We start from the raw sequence: 18,162 nt of genomic DNA on the forward strand, positions 1-18,162 counted from the left end.
CGCTCATGGCTCCTCGCTGTGGCGCTGCCAGCGACTCGGCGGATAGCCGGTCCAGCGGCTGAACGCCCGGGAAAAGCTGGCCGCCTCGGCATAGCCCAGGCGCTGCGCGATGGTGTGCAGATCAAGGCGCGAATCAGCCAGCAAACGCTTGGCGAGCTGTTTCTTGATCTGTTCGTTCAACTGCTGGAACGCATGTCCCTCAATTGCCAGCCGACGGTGCAGGGTGCGCTCGGAAATGCCCAGGCGTTCGGCCACGATGCGGCATGAAAGCAACTGACCGGACTGCCCGATCAACACCCGTTGCACCTGCCGCGCGGTGGGCGACTTATGTAACTGGTGGGATATTTCCTGACATTGCAATTCACACAACTGCTCGCCTTCGAGCCGCGCATCGATATGCGCCTGCGGCAATGGGCTGTGCAAGTCCTCGCTGGAAAACAGGACGCCATCACGTCTGGCTGAACGAGTCGGCACGCAGGGGAACGATGGGTGCCAAGCGCCAAGTGCCTCAGGCGCGGTCATTTCCACGGCCAGCGGGATCACCTGGCGTTTCAGCAACTCCGAACTGATGCTCAGGCAAGCGGCAATGCCACGTTCGACGACGAAAGCGCAGGCGTCTCTGGGCAGTACGCTGGCGTCGAACAGCAGCCAGGTACCACGCCGTTCGTGTTCCAGGCGGGTGGGGCAAAGGGTCAACGCCATCAACTGGAATCGGCTGAACGAGTTGAACGCCTCGATCAGCGTACGGCTCGCCAGCATGGTGAAACCGAGCACGCCAAGGGACGTCAGGTGGTAACGGCTGCCGGTGATGAAGCCCAAGCCAGGGCGGCGACTGTGCTCGAGCAGGCTGCGAATGACTGCAAGCTCCTGCCAGGCCTCGATCTGCGCGGCGCTGGCCTGCAGATCGAGCGAGGCGATGGCGCTGCCTTTCAAGCAGACGTCCTTCGCCACGCCTTCTGCCTGTGCCGTCTCCAGCAAGTAGCGAACGCCAGTCACCGAACGTTTCTGTCGCCAGTCCATTTTGCAGGCCCTCAGCTCGCTGGCGCCGCGCGAATCGTGGCAGCAGAGATCATGAAATGGCAGTAATTATCATGGAGCCTGCCAATCGCTCAACCCATGCTGTTATCACCTCGATCGCGGAGACAACAACAAAATGAGCGAATTTATCTACACGTTGCCCAGCGCCAACCCGCACACTCACTACCAGCATTTTTGCGCCATACCTGCCACTGGCGCATTGGGCGCATATGTCGAAGGCATCGATCTGCGCGCCCTGAGCGCGGAAGGCTACGCCGAGTTGCGCCAGGCCTTGCTGCGACACAAGGTGCTGTTCATTCAGGGGCAATCTCTGGGCGTAAGCGATCTGGAGCGAGTGACCACGCAGTTCGGCGAGTTTGGCCGCGAGCCTTACGTCACCTGCATGCAGGAACATCCGCATGTGGTACACGTCGTCAAGGAAGCGAGTGAGAAGGCACCCTTCGTGTTCGGTGGGGCCTGGCATACCGACTGGACCTTTCAGGAACGGCCGCCGGCCTTCACCCTGCTCTATGGACACGATGTTCCAAAGTATGGCGGCGATACCTGCTTTGCGAACATGGCACTCGCCTACGAGTGGCTCTCCCCCGGCATGCAGGCCTTGCTCGAAAGGCTCGACGCACAGCACAGCCCGGAACGCGCCTATGGTGCCAACGCCAATCACAACGCACTGCTGGAGAACATGCAGATACGTTATGGCCAGGACACCTCCGGCGAGGCCCGCAACCATCCGCTGGTGATCCGCCATCCGGAAACCGGCAAGAAGATCCTGTTCATCAACCCGGCCTATACCTGCGGCATCGAAGGACTGCGGGCAGCGGAGGCGCAACCGTTGCTCGAGTATCTGTTCAACCTGGCGGTGTCCCCTGCCTTCACCTGCCGCATGCAATGGCGCCAGGGCACATTGGCGATCTGGGACAACCGCAGCACATGGCACATGCCCGTATCGGACTATCACGGCATGCGACGTGAAATGTTCCGTACCACAGTGATCGGCGAGCGCCCTTCTCGCTGAGATGCCAGGCCCAGTCGGCGACAGGGCCTGAACCTGTCGCTGACGCGGCCTGCCCCGCGACTCCGGTCTAGACTGCTGAATCACCCCGGCGAGGAGATTGAGGATGACCAGCAAGAACACCATATGCCTCTGGTACGACCGCGACGCGCTGGAGGCTGCAACCTTCTACGCCGAAACCTTCCCCGACAGTGCCGTGCTGGCCGTGCATCATGCGCCCGGCGACTACCCATCCGGCCAGCGCGGCGATGTGCTGACGGTCGAGTTCAAGGTGATGGGCATCCCCTGCCTCGGCCTCAACGGCGGCCCGGCGTTCCGGCACAGCGAGGCGTTCTCGTTCCAGGTCGCCACCGACGATCAGGCCGAGACGGACCGCCTGTGGCACGCGATCATCGACAACGGCGGCCAGGCCAGTGAATGCGGCTGGTGCAGGGACAAATGGGGCATCTCATGGCAGATCACGCCGCGTATTCTCAGCGCTGCCATCGCCAGCCCGGACCGTGCAGCGGCCAGGCGCGCCTTCGAGGCAATGATGACGATGGGTAAGATCGACATCGCCAGGATCGAGGCTGCGCTGAAGGGCTGATCGACCGTTCAGGCGCGGGCGTTCTTCTTCTGCAGGATCGCCGAGGCCTCGTTGTAGGCGCTCTGGAAGGCTTCGCTGCTGATCCAGGCCACTGCCGCGTCTTCGTCGTCCTCGTGGAAGATGGCGCGATAGACGATCAGCAGGCCCATCATGAAGTCGGTCGCAGCGTCCTCGGATTCCTCGGCGACCACCAGTTCCAGCACTGGATATTGCAAGAACACCAGGCACAGGGCGAGCAGACTGATGCCCTCCGCGGTCTTCATCGTCTGGAACAGATCATCGAAATGCGCCGGGTCGAAGCCGTTCTCTTCGATGTCCTTGAAGTCGAAGCTACTCAGGTCGATCTCGACATCATCGAACGGCTCGTCGATCAGCGGGTTGGCCAGGATCGGATGGACAACGTTGGCCTGCGGCCTGAGCTTGCCCATGCGGTTCTGCCTGGCCTTGGTCTTGGCCCGCTGGGCGCGCTTCTTCTGTTTGTCTGCGGAGGCCATGGGGCGGTTCCTCGTTGGGTTCGCCATGTGCATGGCTGGAAATGATCAGGCGTACATTGTATGCAGTCACGCAGTAACTGTCGGCAAGAGTCTGTACGCGCATGGCCCGAGCGACGATCGCGCGCTGATGCGAAGCGGTGTGGCTCTGGCCTAACGCTCTTATCGCCCTTGCGAGCAGAGCCATATGAGCCGCTCAGGGCCTATCGCCTCTGGTAATGCCGATGGATACGTGCCAACTCGCCGGAGCGCCGCAGTTGCTCGAGCGCCTCGCTCCAGGCGGCAACCAGCGCATCGTCACTGTCACGGCTGAAGGCGATGTACAGCGAGGACCGATACAGCTCGATGGGGATTGGTCGCAGCGTACCGGGCGCGATGCCGAGCTGGCGGCTGTAGTAGGCCACGCCTGCATCGGTATCGCCCACTATCACCTCGGTACGACCGGCCAGCAGCATGCTGTAGAGCTGCTGGCTTTCCACTGCGCTCTTGTCGAGGTTGTTGAAGCCCATCGACTCCAGCATGCTCGGCACCAGGCCTGCGTGCCGCGTGGTGATGCGCGGAGCACGCAGCAGCTGTTCCAGAGACGTTATCGGCCGCGGCGCATTGGCCAACTGATAGGGATGAATGGACTCCTCCACGATCGGTCCCACCCACTTGTACAACGGCTCGCGCTCCTGCGTGCGAAACAGCGAATACATGATGGTCCGAGGTTGGGTCCGCAGCGTGCGGGTAGTGCGCATGCTTGGCTGCAAGACGATTTCGAACTCGTCGCCGGTCAAGGCCATGATCGCCCGCACGATTTCCGTGGACATGCCGGTGAGCTGGCCGCCTTCCGCATAGTTGTAAGGCGCCCACTCTTCGGTGATCACTCGATAGCGTTCAGCGCTAGCCAGAGGGCTGAGTAGCAGGCAAAACAGGGCCGCGGTAAATCTCGAACGCTTCAAAGGGTCTGCCTGATGAACGGGTCATTGCTGGCCGGTGGAGCCTGGCCATGAGTCAGACAAGCATAGACGCCAACAAGCCCGGTTTGCCGGAGGCATTCGCCATAAATTGTCGTCGGCGCCGACAGTGCCTGGCTCGGGCCCAAAGCTTAAAGTTAAGCTACAGGTTTACGGCCTTTGGCGAAGACAACAGCGATGAAAATTGGTGAATTGGCAAAGCGTACCGGGCTGGCAGCCTCACGTATTCGTTTCTACGAAAGCATCGGCCTGCTCAGGCTGGCGGAGCGCCAGGCCAACGGTTACCGCAGCTATCCAGAACAGGCAGTGCTGGTGCTCAACCTGATCACTACCGCGCAGCAGGCCGGCTTTAGCCTGGACGAGCTGCGCACACTGCTGCCGCAGGATCTGGCGCAGTGGCAGCATGGCAAGCTGCTCGACACCCTGCACGCCAAGGTGAACGACATCGAGGCGCTGGAGGAGCGCTTGGCGCAGAGCAAGGGCCACCTGCTGGCGCTGATCGACGAGATCGAGAGCAAACCGGACGACCTCGATTGCGCGGCCAACGCCAGGCGAGTGCTGGCCAAGATGAACCTGGGCGAGCCGAACAAGCCAACCAGGCGCACGGGCAGCAAGCGCAGATAAGGCCGCCGTTTGCAGGAGCGGCCTGTTCAGCCAGCGAATGGCCGCTGCTCACCGGTTCAGCGCGACATCTGTGCCAACGGCTTGGGCGCGTAGAGCGCGCTCTGAAAGTCCGGCACGTATTCATACCTGATCATCTTGCCCAGCTTCAGCGACTCGATGTAGGTCGACAGGCTGCCCGCGCCGAGCGCCAGGCTCACCTTCTGCCCGTCCGAGCTCGCTGCATGGCGCATCTGCCGGGAAACGGCGTAGCCGAAAGCAAGCTCACCATCGTGTCCGATATTGGTGAAGCTGTTGGTCACCAACTCAGGTTCGGTAGATGCATCAGCGAGTTTCTCCACCTCGAAGGTAACGTCAAGCTTGCCGGTGTCGCCGTCGGCGATCTCGAAGACGAGACTCTTGTCGGTCTCGCGATAATCGATGGGCGTCAGCCACTTCGGCAGGTTGTAACCGACCACACCACGCACGCGCGCCAGCTCGGTGTTGACCGGCAGCTTGAGCACGTACCCCCAGAAGTCCTTGGACAGCGACTGCCCGACCAGACTGATGGGGCCCAGGTTGGCATTGCCGGGCCTGTTGGTCACGATGGACAGGGCAATTTCGTTGTAGCTGTCATTGTCGCAGTAGTGATAGGCGTAGGCGGTAAAGGCGACCAGCCCGCGGCCAGGCCAGATCTGCAGCGGCTGCACCTGCTCCAGCACCTGCGCCGGCATCAGCTCGCGAAGCCTGTCGAGGTCGGCGGTGAATACCGCGGTGACGCGTGTGTTGCGGTAATAGAAGTTCGGCGAGTAAGACTCAAAGCCCATGTCCACCTTGGTTTTCTTCAGGCCGCGGAACCAGCTGAGATCGATATCCGGCGCCTCGTCCGCGATCACAGACAGCGGGGGATTGGAGTGGAAACGGTGGTAAAGCCCGCCCGCTTCCACCGGCACCGAATGGCCGGCGATATCGACCGTGGCAGCGTGCGCATCGGCCTCCTGTGCCCAAGCGGGCATGGCCACGAGGTTGAAGATCATCCCGGCCAGCACCGCAGTGCGCTGGCGTCTTAGACGTTTAGTAAGCTCGGCAATCTGCTTCATCGTTCTTATCCGCGTTGAGGAATTCATAGGCTCCCTGCTCCTCGGAAGGTCTCCGAAGGGCAGACGCGGCAACCCTAAGGTTAAATAGAACTTTAAGGTCAAGCAGTCGAATCAAGTAGATTGTTTCAAAGCGGTAACATGCCGAAGCGAGAACAAACGCCCGTTGACATTAAAGTGAACTTTAAAGTTAAGGTCAGCGCGTCTTCAGCCGAGGAAGCACCCATGACCCTGTTCGATCCCCTTGTCCTGCCCAATGGCTCGATCATCCCCAACCGCCTCGCCAAGGCGGCGATGGAAGAGAACATGGCGGATAGCGAGCACGCGCCATCCGAGCACCTGATGCGCCTTTACCAAGGCTGGGCCGAGGGCGGCGCCGGCCTGCTGATTTCCGGCAACGTGATGGTCGACAGCCGCGCCATGACCGGCCCCGGTGGCGTGGTACTGGAAGACGACGCGCAGCTGGCCAGGTTCGAGCGCTGGGCTTCGGTCGGCCGTGCCAAAGGCGCGCAGTTCTGGCTGCAGATCAACCATCCCGGCCGGCAGATGCAAGCCAATCTGGGCCAGCCGACCTGGGCACCCTCTGCGGTGCCGTTGGAGCTGGGCAACCTGTCCAAGCGTTTCGCCACGCCGCTGGCGATGACCGAAACAATGATCGCTGAAGTGATCCAGCGCTTCGCCCACACGGCACAACTCGCCGAACGAGCAGGTTTCAACGGTGTGCAAATCCACGCCGCGCATGGCTACCTGCTCAGCCAGTTCCTCTCCCCCTTGAGCAACCAGCGCAGCGACCAGTGGGGCGGCACGCTGGAGAACCGCGCGCGCCTGCTGCTGGAAATCGTCAAGGCGGTGCGTGCTGCGGTGGCACCTGGTTTCGCCGTGGCGGTCAAGCTCAACTCGGCAGACTTCCAGCGTGGCGGCTTCAGCGCCGACGACGCACAGCAGGTGGTGCGCCTGCTCGACGGCCTGGGCGTGGACCTGGTCGAGTTGTCCGGTGGCAGCTACGAAGCGCCGGCCATGCAGGGTCAGGCCCGCGACGGCCGTACCCTGGCGCGCGAAGCCTACTTCCTGGAGTTCGCCCGCGAGATTCGCGCCGTGGCGAGCATGCCGATCATGGTCACCGGTGGCATCCGCCGCGCAGCGGTGGCGCAGGAAGTGCTGGCCAGCGGCATCGAGATGGTCGGCATCGGCACGGCCCTGGCCATCGACCCGAACCTGCCGCGTGACTGGCAGCTCGGCCTCGGCAGCGCTCCCCAGCTGCCGCCGATCACCTGGAACAACAAGGTGCTGGCCTCTCTGGCCAACATGGCACTGGTCAAATATCAGTTGCGCAAGTTGAGCCAGGGCCAAGGCACCCAGCCCGGCGTAGCCCCCTCATGGGCACTGTTGACCCAGCAAGTGCAGGACATATTCAGCGCTCGCCGATATCGGCGCTGGATGCAGCGACGCCGCTGATACTCAGAAAGCCAGCACCTCACCATCCTGCGGAATCAGCAGCTCGACCTGTGCGCGGGCAGCGGCTTCGGCCAGCGCCACGCGGCTGACCGGACAGTGACTGATGGCTTCCAGATGATTGGCCACCACAGCCGCGCCGCTCAACCGGGTGAACTCGATCACCTCGTCGATGCCCATGATGATGTCGCCGCCCAGGTCGAAACGCGCGCCACCTGCCGGCACCACAGACACGGCTGGCCGGTGCTCGCGCACACAGGCGCGCACCTCGTCGGTAAGCAGGGTATCGCCGGCCAGGTACAGGCTCGGCTCACCCGGCATCTCGATCAGAAAACCGACACCGTGCTCCATCAGGCGCCCCACTACTCCCCGACCGTGAGTGCAGCGGACAGTGCGTATGCGTCCGCCAAGAAAGGGACCGGGAAGATCATGCTCCGGCAACAATGGCTGGACATTCAGGCCACGCTGGCGCAGATGGTCGGCATCATGCGGGGTGCAGATCACCGGAATCTGTCGCTCGCGTAGCCAGCGGGTACCGGCACGATCCAGATGGTCGAAATGCCCTTTCTGGCAATGCGTGATCAGACAATGGGTGACCGACTCAAGCTCGGTCCAGGCGCCGCTTGGCAGCTCCACCAGCGGGTTGCGCTGGCGGGCGCCGAACAGACGCAGCGGCGGCAACGCGTCCCGCCGGGCCAGCATAGGGTCGACCAGCACTCGATGCTGACCGAATTCGACGATGATGGTGGCGTTGCGCAGTTGCTGGATTTTCATGAAAAGCCCTCGAGTTCTGAGAGCTCCATGCTGCCTATCCGCCCCATGAACAATAATGGCAGTATTGGACATCTTAGATTCATTTCAGGCCATCCAATGCGCATTGGTTTGCTGCTGTTTCCCGAGTGTATGCCTGCCGGGCTGCTGGCTTTTGCCGATTTGCTGCATGCCGCCAATCGCCGGAACGCAACAGCACTGTTCGAGGTTCGTTATATCGCCGAGCAGGCCGGACCGGTGCAATGCGCCCATGGCCTCGTGCTGCAAGCGCACGCCAACCTCGACCCACGCACGCTAGATGCCTTGCTGATCCCCGGTTTCTGGGCTGAGTCGGCAGAGCAGGTCGATACGCTGCTGACGCGCAATGCCACGCTGATCAAGGCGCTTTCGGCCGCAGGCAAGCGCATTCAGCTTTGGAGTTATTGCACGGGTGTCGGCCTGCTCGCGGCCAGCGGTCGCCTCAACGGTCAGGCAGCGACGGTAACCTGGTGGCTGGCGGACGTGATGCGTGAGCGCTTCACCCGGGTTCGCTGGCAAAGCGAGAGCAGTTGCGTGTTCGCCCAGCGCGTGGCCACCGCCTCCGGGGTGAACGGTTACCTGCCCATCGCTCAGGGAGTCATCGAGCGTCATGTCAGCGAGGACGTGTTCAAGGACCTCAGCCAGTTGATGGTGCTACCCCGCCCGGCTGTGCCCCACAGTGCATTTCAGGGCGCCAGCCTGATGCAGCAACCGGCGGGGCTGTTGCGGCGCCTGCATACCTTGATCGAGCAGACGCCTGCCGAACAGCTGACCGTGGAGAGCCTGGCCGACAGGCTGGCGATGTCCGAGCGCACCCTGGCGCGCAAGGTGCGGGCGGAAACCGGCGAGGCCGTGGCGAGCTACGCCAGGCGCATCAAGCTCTATCAGCTCAGTGAACGCCTGGCCATGACCTCGACGCCTCTCGGTACCCTGAGCGCTGATCTGGGTTTCAGCAGCCCGGCCAATCTGCGGCGCATGTTCAAGGCACTGACCGGGCTGACACCTGCGCAATATCGCCAGCAGTATGGGCGTCAGTAATCCGGGGGGACCGGAAACGGTGTTTTCGGTGCCTAATCACCGCCAAATATTTCAAGATAATTCAAAACGTCCCGAACAGGAAACGACACAACAAAAATCACGTTGTTCGTTGCATAAAAGGAACAGTCCTTTGCCGAACCAGCGGTTTAATTAGCTTGCTAACGAGGCGTATAAACGAAGTGCGACATAACGCCGCATCCGCATATCGAGGAGACAGCATGAACGTGATCGTGCATGAACGTGACAGCGAACATCTTTCCCGTGAGGCCCGCGCCATGGGGACGGTGGTCTGGGATGTGCTTCAGAATGGAGAGCTGGTAGGCATCTTCCCGTCGCAGGACGAAGCCAACGCCTACCGCAAAGCGCTGGAAGACGCGCAAGCGCAAGGGTAAGCAGAGGCTGTTGCCGTTTCGCGCGAAACGGCAACAGCTTCACCGCATTGCTCACTGCGCCCGAACACCGATATCGCCAGCGCGCCAACCTCCCCCGCAATAACGCTAAGCCTCCGCCAGAGCCCGGCGCCGCCTGAACTGCCCATCGGCGCCTCACATCCGTGCAACAGCTTCGACGTCAGATAGCCCGGCTCGATTTCCACGTAGTCATGCGCCCCGAGGGCGATGCGCGAATCACTCGATTCGGCATCAGGCCAGGCGTAACGGGTGTAGGGACGAATGCTCATTTCCCAGCCCTCTTACAGATCAAGCACCAGAGTTTGGACACCATCCTCGCCCTGTGCCGGCACCGCGCAGCAGATCAACACGCCGCCGTCCTGCGGCAATTCGGCCGGAGGGTTCGGATAGTGCACCTGACCGCTGACTAGGCGCGTCTTGCAGGTGCCGCAGGAACCACCCCGGCAACTGAACTCGGGCGTGAGGCCGCGACTTTCCGCCAGTTCCAGCAGACTGCCGCTGTCCGGTGACCAGCGCGCCTCCTTACTCGATGCGCTGAAATGCACCGGCACCGGTTCGCTCGCGGCGGGCGGCTGCTCGAGGGCCGTCACCTGGCCATCGGTACGGCGCGTGAGCGTCGAGGGGCCGAACGCCTCGGCATGGATGCGCTCATCGGCGACATTGAGATCGCGCAGGCCATCGTAAATCGCCTGGGTAAAGGCGGCGGGGCCGCACAGGTAGAAGTCGTAGTCATCGAACATCAGCGCAGCCTTGATCTGCGCCAGGTCGATACGCCCCTGCTGCTCGTAGTCGCGGCCCACTACAGCGTCCGCTTCCGGCGTGCTGAGGGCGCGGTGCACCTGCAACAGGCCGCCCGCGCGCTGCACCAGCTCGTGCAGCTCGGCCTGGAAGGGCAGATCACGCAGCGTGCGCGCACCCTGAAAGAAATGAATGCGCCTGCCCTGCCCCAGCGCCACCTGTTCACGCAGCATCGACAATAGCGGCGTGATACCGACACCGGCGCCGATCAGCACCAGCGGCCGGCGGCTTTCGCTGTTCAGGATGAAGCTCCCCAATGGCGGGCGCACGTCCAGCACATCACCCACCTGAACCTGTTCGTGCAGATGCCGCGACACCACACCCTGCGCCTTGACGCTGATGCGCAGCTGACCGTCCGACGGCGCGCTGGAGAGGCTGTAGGTGCGCAGCAGGGTCTCACCGCTGGCGGTGGTGATGCGAATCGGCAGGTGCTGACCGGCGGCGAAACCGGGTGCGGCGCCCTGCTCCGGCGCCAGCACGAAGGAGCGGATATCGCTGCTTTCCTGCTGCACACTCTGCACACGCCAGCGCTGCCACTGATTGCGCTGCTCACGCTCGCGCAGGCGCGCGGCGGTTTCCGCCCAGGTGCCGGTCATCAGGCTGGTCGGTGCATATTCCTCGAAGACCCAGCGCAACGAGGTCGCCGCCGGGCGTAGCACCACCTGCTCGACGTCGAACGTCCACAGCCGCTCGGCGCCCTCGAAGGCTTTGATCAACGGGCTGTCGAGGATGATCTCGGCGCGGCCACCCAACTGCAGCACATCGCCCGTGGTGAAGTCGACGAACAACAGGCCGGCGCGCGGATTGACGCTGAGGTTGCCCAGGGTATTGAAGAACAGGTTGCCGGCGTAATCGGGAATGGTCAGGCGATTGCCCTCCACTCGTACGAAACCCGCTCGGCCGCCCCGGTGGGAGACATCCACCGAACGACGACCATCGTCGTGCTCGACGTAACTGGCGACGAAGAAGGTGTCGGCGCCTTCGATCAGCGCGCGGGTGCGTGCATCCAGCTCCGTTGAATCCACGCGCTCGCCGCCCCGCTCGGGCACGCGGCGGTACTGGCGCAGTTGAATGTACTGCGGGCAATTGCCGTAGGAATGCTCCACGGCGATCTCCAGGCGTTGTGCCGAAGCCAGGCGAATATGCCCGTTGACGCGATTGCGCCGCCGCGTATGCAACTCGATGCCCAGCAGGCCGATGGCCTCGCCCGCATGCAGGCCACTGCTGGCCGGGTCGAGCGGATCGAGCGCCATGGCGGCCAGATCGAACGACAGCTGACGCGAGTCGGGCGAAGTGACGAAGCCCTCCTCGCCTTCGATCAGGGTGGCCCAGGGCTGGCCTGCCCCATCCAAAGCACCAGCAATCATGAACGGCAACTGGTGGAAGAACTCGCGATGCTGATCCGGCATATGGTCGCGGATCACCTTCTGCCCGAGCACCTCCATGCGCTCGGCAACGCCGACCTTTTCCTGCAGTTGTCTTTCACCGGCGTGCCAGGGCGACTGCCGATGGCTGGGAAGCTGTTGCATGTTCTGCCCTCCACGAAAGCGGCCGCCGGGCGATCCCGGCGGCGGTCAGCGACTCAGGCTTGCAGGCCGGCGGCTGTACGCGGCATCGGCACGAAACCCGGCAGTGCCTCGATGCGTGCCAGCCAGGCGCGAATGTTCGGGTAGGGCTCCAGCGACACATTGCCCTCCGGCGCATGGGCGATATAGGAGTAGTTGGCGACGTCGGCAATGCTCGGCTTGTCGCCGGTCAGGAATGGGGTTTCGCTCAGCTCGCCTTCCATCACGGTGAACAGCGCATGAGCGCGGTTGATCACTTCTCCGGCGTTGAACGAGTAGCCGAACACGGTGACCAGGCGCGCTGCGGCGGGGCCGAAGGCCACCGGACCGGCGGCGACGGACAGCCAGCGCTGCACACGGGCAGCAGCGGCCGGCTCCTGCGGCAGCCAATCATCATTGCCGTAGCGCTTGGCCAGGTAGAGGAGGATGGCGTTGGAGTCGGCGATGACGGTGCCGCCGTCATCGATCACCGGCACCTGGCCGAAGGGGTTGAGGGCGAGGAACTCCAGGGTCTTGTGCTCGCCCTTGGCCAGATCGACGAAGATCAGCTCGGTGGGCAGCTGCAGCAGCGACAGCATCAGCTCGGCGCGGTGGGCATGGCCGGAGCGAGGAAAGTTGTACAGTTTGATGGCGGGACGGGACATGGCGATGACTCCTTGAAAGTGAGGGTTGGTCATCGCGAGACCACTTGCTTTCGCGACGATGGAGCCATGCTCACCCCATCCACCTCACAGAAGAATCACCAAAAACGGCAATCCACTATTTCATTTTCTGCAATTACCTCATCGCAAATGCCGGATGAGCGCGCAGACGCGGCACAGCGAAGTCGAGTAAACTGCGCACCCGCGCGGCAGCACGGCGCCCCTCGCGGTAATACAGCTGCACCGGCAAGGGCGGCGCGGCAAAATCCTCGAGCACAGCCAGCAGTTGCCCCGCCTGTAACTCATGATGGGCTTCGTAACTCAGGCAGCGAGTCAGCCCGAAGCCGGCGAGCGCCGCACGAATGGCGGCCTGCGGCGTGCTGCAGGTCAGCCGTGGCGCGACCTTCACCGTTTCCTGCGCAAAGCGCCACTCACCCACGTGGCCGGTCGAGGAGGTGGCGATGATGCGGTGCGCCGCGAGATCGTCCGGGCTGGCCGGCCGGCCCCAGCGCTGCAGATAGGCCGGTGCCGCGCAGATCAGCGGGCGCACCTGTCCCAGCGGTACGGCGAAACCGGACGAACTGGGCAAGTGCCCGACCACCAGCGCCAGGTCGATGCCCTCCTCCAGCAGCCTCGGCAGCTCCTCGCGCGCCAGGGTAGCCAGGCTCACCTCGGGAAAGGCCGCCAGGTACTCGACGGCGATGGGCATCAGCACCTGGTGCGTCATCAATAGCGGCAGGGCCAGGGTCAGTTGCCCGGCCGGGCTGGCATGCAGGCCCGTCACCGACTGCTCGGCCTCGTCCAGCCGCTGCAGGATGCGCTGACAGCTGTCGGCGAAACGCACGCCGGCCGGACTCAGGCTCACGCCGCGAGGCCCTCGCAGCAGCAGGCTGGCGTCCAGGCGGTTTTCCAGCGCCGTCACGGTGCGCATCACCGTCGCCTGCGACAGCTGCAGCCCCCTGGCGGCTGCCGCCAGGCTGCCCGCCTGCGCCACGGCGAGGAACACCTGCATCTCGCGATGATGATTCATGCTGCCGGTGGAGCACCGGCCGCGCGCAGAGCCGGGTCGGCACGAAAACTCGCGGCGCAATGGTCGACGAAGGTCCGCACCTTGGCCGACACCTGCCGGCCGCCCTGATGAATGATGTGCACCGGCAAGGCCGGCGGTTCGAAGGTTTCCAGCACCAGTTCGATCTCACCGCGTGCTACCGCATCGGCGACCTGGTAGGACAGCACGCGTGTATAGCCCCAGCCCAGGCGCGCGGCGCCGATTGCCGCCTGGTTGGAGCTGACGGTGAAACGTGGCGCAGGCGTGAAACCGAACCCGCCATCGGCGCCAACGAAGTTCCAGTGCGTCAGCAGACCGCTGGCACTGGACATGACGATGGGCGCATCGCGCAACTCATCCGGATGCTGCGGCCGACCTACCCGGTCGAGAAAGGCGGGCGATGCACACACCACCGGGCGGATCTGCCCGACCTGCAATGCCGGGTGATCGCCCTCGGGCAGCGAGCCGATGCGCACGGCAACGTCGATGCCCTCCTCCATCATGTTCACCACGCGATCGACCAGCAGCGCATTGATTTCCACATCCGGGTAGGTGTCGAGGTACTGGGCGATACGCGGGATCAGGAACAGTTCGCCGAACATCACAGGCGCCGTCACGGTGAGCCGTCCACGCGGCCGCACGCTGCCACCGGCGGCCAGTTCCTCGGCCTCCTCCAGCTCCAGCAGGATGCGCCGGCAATCCTCGACATAGCGCTGGCCGGCCTCGGTCAGACGCAGGCTACGCGTGCTGCGCGCCAGCAACAGCGTGCCCAGGCGCGCCTCCAGCGCAGCAACGGCGCGGGTCACGCTGGGCGGTGAAATACCCAACAGCTTGGCGCCGCCGGCGAAGCTCTCGGCTTCGGTGACCGCCAGCAGCACCTTCATTTCCTGAAACCGATCCATCGTCACCGCCTGAACGCGAGAAGCCGATAACGCCGAAGCACACTCAGCGCCGGCTCAATGCCAGGCGCGCGGCAAACAGCATGAAGATCAGACCGGTGCTGCGATCCATCCACTTGATCACAGCTTCGCGCCGCAGCCAGTGACCGAGTGGCTGGGTAGCACCGATCAGCAACATCGCCCAGGCCAGGCTGAGCACCACGTGAATGCCCACCAAACCGAAGGTCCAGGCGATCAGGGGCTGCCCCTGCGGAATGAACTGCGGCAGGAATGAAACGTAGAAGATCCCCACCTTGGGGTTGAGCACATTGCCCAGCAGGCCACGCACGAACCAGTTGGCGCCAGGTTTGCCGCTGGCCTGTTGCGGCGCCAGCGAGGTACGCGGGCGCAGCAGCATGTTCAGCCCGAGCCAGGCCAGATAGGCCGCGCCGCAGTACTTGAGCAGGTTGTAACCGAACTCGGAAACTGCCAGCAGCGCGCCCAGGCCGAAGGCTACCGCCGCGCCCCAGATCAGGCAGCCGGCATTGATGCCCAGCGCCGCGCGAAACGCCTGCTGCCGACCCTCGACCGCTGCGGTACGCAACACCAGCGCAGTGTCGATCCCCGGGGTCAGGGTCAGCAGTGTGGCCGCCAGGGTGAAGGCGATCAGGTTTTCGGCAAAGGGCATGGGCAGGCGCTCCAGTCGAAGGTCAGAGCGCGAGTATAAACAGCGCATCGCTGGCCGTCGTGGGGCCAGCGATCCCGTAGGGTGAGCCATGCGCACCGCGGTGCGTTCGTGCGATGCGTGTTGCCGGTGGTACGCGCGGCGTAGCCCAGGTTTAGCCGCGATAGGCCTCGAACAGCCCCGTGGCGCCCATGCCGCCACCGACGCACATGGTGACGATGCCGTAGCGCAGCTCGCGGCGTTGCAGCTCGCGCACCAGGTGGCCGACCTGACGCGAGCCGGTCATGCCGAAGGGATGGCCGATAGAGATGGAGCCGCCGTTGACGTTGTATTTCTCGTTGTCGATCTCGAGCTTGTCGCGGCAGTACAGGCACTGCGAGGCAAAGGCTTCGTTGAGCTCCCACAGGTCGATATCGTCAACCGACAGGCCCTTGGCCTTGAGCAGCTTGGGCACCGAGAACACCGGGCCGATGCCCATTTCGTCAGGCTCGCAACCGGCCACGGTGAAGCCGCGGAAATAGGCCTTGGGCTTGAGGCCCAGCTCCAGCGCCTTATCCAGGCTCATCACCAGGGTCATGGAGGCGCCGTCGGACAGCTGCGAGGCGTTGCCGGCCGTCACGCTGCCAGCCGGGTCGAACGCCGGCTGCAGCTTGGCCAGGGATTCCAGGGTGGTGTCCGGGCGGTTGCAGTCATCCGCCTCGACCACGCCGTCGACGATCTTCTTCTCGCCGGTGGCCTTGTCTTCGACCTGATACTTCACCGACATCGGTACGATTTCGTCGGCGAACAGGCCCTCGGCCTGAGCGCGAGCGGTGCGCTGCTGGCTCTGTAGGGCGTAGGCGTCCTGGGCCTCGCGGCTGATGCCGTAGCGGTTGGCGACGATCTCGGCGGTCTTGCCCATGGGATAGTAGATGCCGGGGTTGTCCTGCTGCAGCAGCGGGTTGAACAGGTTGTCCATGTTCATGCTTTTCAGGGTCATGGTGATGGACTCGACGCCGCCGGCGACGATGATGTCGCTGCAGCCGGATGCCACCTGGTTGGCAGCGATGGCGATGGCCTGCAGGCCCGAGGAGCAGAAGCGGTTCAGCGTCATGCCCGCCACCGGATTGCCCAGGCGCGAGAGCACGGCGACGTTGCGGCCGATGTTCATGCCCTGCGCGCCCTCGTTGGAGCCGGCGCCGACGATGCAGTCATCGACCAGCTTCGGGTCGATGCCGTTGCGCGCCAGCAGCGCATCGACGCAGTGAGCGGCCATGTCGTCCGGCCGGGTCATATTGAACTTGCCGCGGAAGGACTTGGCCAGGCCAGTCCGCACGCTATCGACGATCACCACTTCACGCATGACGCACCTCGTTGTTATTGGATGGCGAATGGCGTGAAGATAAATCCAGTCCATAGCTGGGCGCGACCATCATTGATCTGGCGTATACGGAGCGATCCGGTGCGCTATCCCGATCCCGCTCCTACAGATCGGGGTCGCGGCTGAAGCCGCGATTAACGCCTCAATCCCTGGCGAACGCCGCCTCGATGGCCTCATTGATGGTGCGCAACACCTTGACCCGGGCGAAGCGCTTGTCATTGGCTTCGATCATCGTCCAGGGCGCGATCTCGGTGCTGGTGCGGTCAACCATGTCGCCCACTGCATCGGCGTAGTCGTCCCACTTGTCGCGGTTGCGCCAGTCTTCTTCGGTGATCTTGAAGCGCTTGAACGGGATCTGCTCGCGCTCCTTGAAGCGCTCCAGCTGCGTCTGCTGGTCGATGGCCAGCCAGAACTTCACCAGAATCACCCCGGCGTTGGTCAACTGCTCCTCGAAATCGTTGATCTCGCCATAGGCGCGCAGCCAGTCGGCCTGGCTGCAGAAGCTCTCGATCCGCTCCACCAGCACGCGGCCGTACCAGCTGCGGTCGAAGATGGTGAAATGCCCGCGCGCCGGAATGTGCCGCCAGAAGCGCCAGAGGTAGGGCTGGGCACGCTCTTCTTCGGTCGGCGCCGCCACCGGCACGATGCGGTACTGGCGCGGGTCGAGCGCGCCGGTCACGCGGCGGATGGCGCCGCCCTTGCCGGCGGCATCGTTGCCTTCGAACACGGCGATCAGCGCGTGCTTGCGCATGCGCTTGTCGCGCATCAGGCCGGATAGTCGCGCCTGCTCGGTGGCCAACTGCTCCTTGTACTCCTCCTTGCTCAGGGCCTGGGTCATGTCCAGGCTGGTCAGCAGGCCGCGGTTGTCCAGGCTGGAGGCCAGCGGCGCCGCATGCGGCTGCAGCTTCGAGCGCTGCGGATTGGCCAGGGCCGCTTGCAGGCCTTCGAGCAGAATGCGCCCAACGGTCAGGCTGCGGTAGTAGTGATCGACGCCCTCGACCACGTACCAGGGCGCGTAGTCGCGGCTGGTACGGCGCAGCACGCGCTCGCCGTGGCGCACGAACTTGTCATAGGTCTTCGATTGCTGCCAGTCCAGCGGGCTGATGCGCCAGCTGTGCAGCGGGTCGTCCTTGAGCGCTTCGAGGCGCGCCTTCATCTGCTGCTTGGACAGGTGGAACCAGAACTTGAAGATCAGCGCGCCCTCGTCGCAAAGCATGCGTTCCAGGCGCTCGGCGCCATCGATGGCCTGATCCAGCACGGCGTCCTTGAACTTGCCGTGTACCCGCCCCTGCAGCATCTGGCTGTACCAATTGCCGAAGAACACGCCCATGCGCCCTTTCGGCGGCAGCTGTCGCCAGTAGCGCCAGGCCGGCGGCCGCGCCAGTTCCTCGTCGGTCTGAAGATCGAAGGTGCTGACCTGGATCAGCCGCGGGTCCATCCACTCGTTGAGCAGCTTCACCGTCTCGCCCTTGCCGGCACCCTCGACCCCGTTGATCAGTACGATCACCGGGAAGCGCGCCTGTTGCTTGAGCTCGTACTGCGCCTCCAGCAACGCCTCGCGCAGCGCCGGCTCTTCGGCGTCGAACGTGGCCTTGTCGATACTGCGGCCGATTTCGGCGGATTCGAACATGCAGAAAACCTCCCTGGAATGATCGTTAAAGCGTAATGGATCGGCCGCGACTTTGCCTGGCGGCAGCTCGCCACGGATTGACCTGCGC

The 18,162-nt window shown here is 63.7% G+C and carries 18 protein-coding genes; 6 read left to right on the forward strand and 12 right to left on the reverse strand.

The window, feature by feature from the left end; all coding sequences use genetic code 11:
* Positions 1 to 3: 3 nt before the first annotated feature.
* Positions 4 to 996 carry an AraC family transcriptional regulator gene (locus tag P3C50_RS09405; RefSeq protein ID WP_275545808.1) on the reverse strand — a complete coding sequence of 331 codons (993 nt, stop codon included), beginning with the start codon at positions 994 to 996 and terminating at the stop codon, positions 4 to 6.
* Between the two features lie 157 nt (positions 997 to 1,153).
* On the opposite strand from P3C50_RS09405, the gene P3C50_RS09410 reads away from it, so the two are divergent.
* Both P3C50_RS09410 and P3C50_RS09415 read left to right on the forward strand, forming a co-directional pair.
* Positions 1,154 to 2,050: a TauD/TfdA dioxygenase family protein gene (locus tag P3C50_RS09410; protein ID WP_275545809.1), complete on the forward strand. Its 897-nt coding sequence runs from the start codon at positions 1,154 to 1,156 to the stop codon at positions 2,048 to 2,050.
* Positions 2,051 to 2,153: 103 nt separating this feature from the next.
* A complete protein-coding gene (locus P3C50_RS09415; protein WP_197856139.1) occupies positions 2,154 to 2,633 on the forward strand; it encodes a VOC family protein in 480 nt (159 codons plus the stop codon).
* An 8-nt stretch (positions 2,634 to 2,641) separates the two neighbouring features.
* Here the strand turns inward: P3C50_RS09415 and P3C50_RS09420 are convergent, their stop codons facing one another.
* Positions 2,642 to 3,127 (reverse strand): hypothetical protein, encoded by a 486-nt coding sequence (locus tag P3C50_RS09420; RefSeq protein WP_275545810.1) that lies wholly within the window; start codon positions 3,125 to 3,127, stop codon positions 2,642 to 2,644.
* Positions 3,128 to 3,327: 200 nt separating this feature from the next.
* Positions 3,328 to 4,068 (reverse strand): substrate-binding periplasmic protein, encoded by a 741-nt coding sequence (locus tag P3C50_RS09425; protein WP_275545811.1) that lies wholly within the window; start codon positions 4,066 to 4,068, stop codon positions 3,328 to 3,330.
* A gap of 192 nt (positions 4,069 to 4,260) precedes the next feature.
* Between P3C50_RS09425 and P3C50_RS09430 the strand changes: the two genes are divergently transcribed.
* Positions 4,261 to 4,707: a MerR family transcriptional regulator gene (locus tag P3C50_RS09430; RefSeq protein WP_275545812.1), complete on the forward strand. Its 447-nt coding sequence runs from the start codon at positions 4,261 to 4,263 to the stop codon at positions 4,705 to 4,707.
* Positions 4,708 to 4,763: 56 nt separating this feature from the next.
* On the opposite strand, the gene P3C50_RS09435 is transcribed toward P3C50_RS09430, so the two are convergent.
* Positions 4,764 to 5,783, reverse strand: a complete 1,020-nt coding sequence (locus tag P3C50_RS09435) for an acetoacetate decarboxylase (ADC) (RefSeq protein WP_275545813.1) — start codon at positions 5,781 to 5,783, stop codon at positions 4,764 to 4,766.
* 222 nt (positions 5,784 to 6,005) lie between these two features.
* Between P3C50_RS09435 and P3C50_RS09440 the strand changes: the two genes are divergently transcribed.
* Positions 6,006 to 7,235: an NADH:flavin oxidoreductase/NADH oxidase family protein gene (locus P3C50_RS09440; protein ID WP_275545814.1), complete on the forward strand. Its 1,230-nt coding sequence runs from the start codon at positions 6,006 to 6,008 to the stop codon at positions 7,233 to 7,235.
* A gap of 3 nt (positions 7,236 to 7,238) precedes the next feature.
* Here the strand turns inward: P3C50_RS09440 and P3C50_RS09445 are convergent, their stop codons facing one another.
* Positions 7,239 to 8,006, reverse strand: a complete 768-nt coding sequence (locus P3C50_RS09445; RefSeq protein ID WP_275545815.1) for an MBL fold metallo-hydrolase — start codon at positions 8,004 to 8,006, stop codon at positions 7,239 to 7,241.
* 96 nt (positions 8,007 to 8,102) lie between these two features.
* On the opposite strand from P3C50_RS09445, the gene P3C50_RS09450 reads away from it, so the two are divergent.
* Together P3C50_RS09450 and P3C50_RS09455 are read left to right on the forward strand one after the other, a co-directional pair.
* Positions 8,103 to 9,059 carry a GlxA family transcriptional regulator gene (locus P3C50_RS09450; RefSeq protein WP_275545816.1) on the forward strand — a complete coding sequence of 319 codons (957 nt, stop codon included), beginning with the start codon at positions 8,103 to 8,105 and terminating at the stop codon, positions 9,057 to 9,059.
* A gap of 218 nt (positions 9,060 to 9,277) precedes the next feature.
* Complete coding sequence (locus P3C50_RS09455; protein ID WP_197856145.1) at positions 9,278 to 9,451, forward strand: hypothetical protein; 174 nt, start codon at positions 9,278 to 9,280, stop codon at positions 9,449 to 9,451.
* A 299-nt stretch (positions 9,452 to 9,750) separates the two neighbouring features.
* Here the strand turns inward: P3C50_RS09455 and P3C50_RS09460 are convergent, their stop codons facing one another.
* The 7 genes from P3C50_RS09460 to pap all read right to left on the reverse strand — a co-directional run bounded on the left by P3C50_RS09460 (position 9,751) and on the right by pap (position 18,074).
* Entirely contained in the window at positions 9,751 to 11,796 is a 2,046-nt protein-coding gene (locus P3C50_RS09460; RefSeq protein WP_275545817.1) for a pyridoxamine 5'-phosphate oxidase family protein, read from the reverse strand.
* A 53-nt stretch (positions 11,797 to 11,849) separates the two neighbouring features.
* On the reverse strand, positions 11,850 to 12,476 hold the full coding sequence (locus P3C50_RS09465) for a glutathione S-transferase family protein (protein ID WP_197856147.1): 627 nt from the start codon (positions 12,474 to 12,476) through the stop codon (positions 11,850 to 11,852).
* A 133-nt stretch (positions 12,477 to 12,609) separates the two neighbouring features.
* Positions 12,610 to 13,503: a LysR family transcriptional regulator gene (locus tag P3C50_RS09470; protein WP_275545818.1), complete on the reverse strand. Its 894-nt coding sequence runs from the start codon at positions 13,501 to 13,503 to the stop codon at positions 12,610 to 12,612.
* A complete protein-coding gene (locus tag P3C50_RS09475; RefSeq protein ID WP_275545819.1) occupies positions 13,500 to 14,423 on the reverse strand; it encodes a LysR family transcriptional regulator in 924 nt (307 codons plus the stop codon). The genes P3C50_RS09470 and P3C50_RS09475 overlap by 4 nt, the downstream gene beginning before the upstream one ends.
* A gap of 43 nt (positions 14,424 to 14,466) precedes the next feature.
* Positions 14,467 to 15,087 (reverse strand): LysE family translocator, encoded by a 621-nt coding sequence (locus tag P3C50_RS09480; protein ID WP_275545820.1) that lies wholly within the window; start codon positions 15,085 to 15,087, stop codon positions 14,467 to 14,469.
* 151 nt (positions 15,088 to 15,238) lie between these two features.
* Positions 15,239 to 16,426, reverse strand: coding sequence for a thiolase family protein (locus P3C50_RS09485; protein WP_197856151.1), 1,188 nt, complete (start codon positions 16,424 to 16,426; stop codon positions 15,239 to 15,241).
* A 160-nt stretch (positions 16,427 to 16,586) separates the two neighbouring features.
* Positions 16,587 to 18,074 carry a polyphosphate:AMP phosphotransferase gene (pap, locus tag P3C50_RS09490; protein ID WP_197856152.1) on the reverse strand — a complete coding sequence of 496 codons (1,488 nt, stop codon included), beginning with the start codon at positions 18,072 to 18,074 and terminating at the stop codon, positions 16,587 to 16,589.
* Positions 18,075 to 18,162 lie beyond the last annotated feature (88 nt).

Origin of the sequence: Pseudomonas sp. Marseille-Q0931 (genome assembly GCF_940789645.1) — a bacterium.
Classification (GTDB): domain Bacteria; phylum Pseudomonadota; class Gammaproteobacteria; order Pseudomonadales; family Pseudomonadaceae; genus Aquipseudomonas.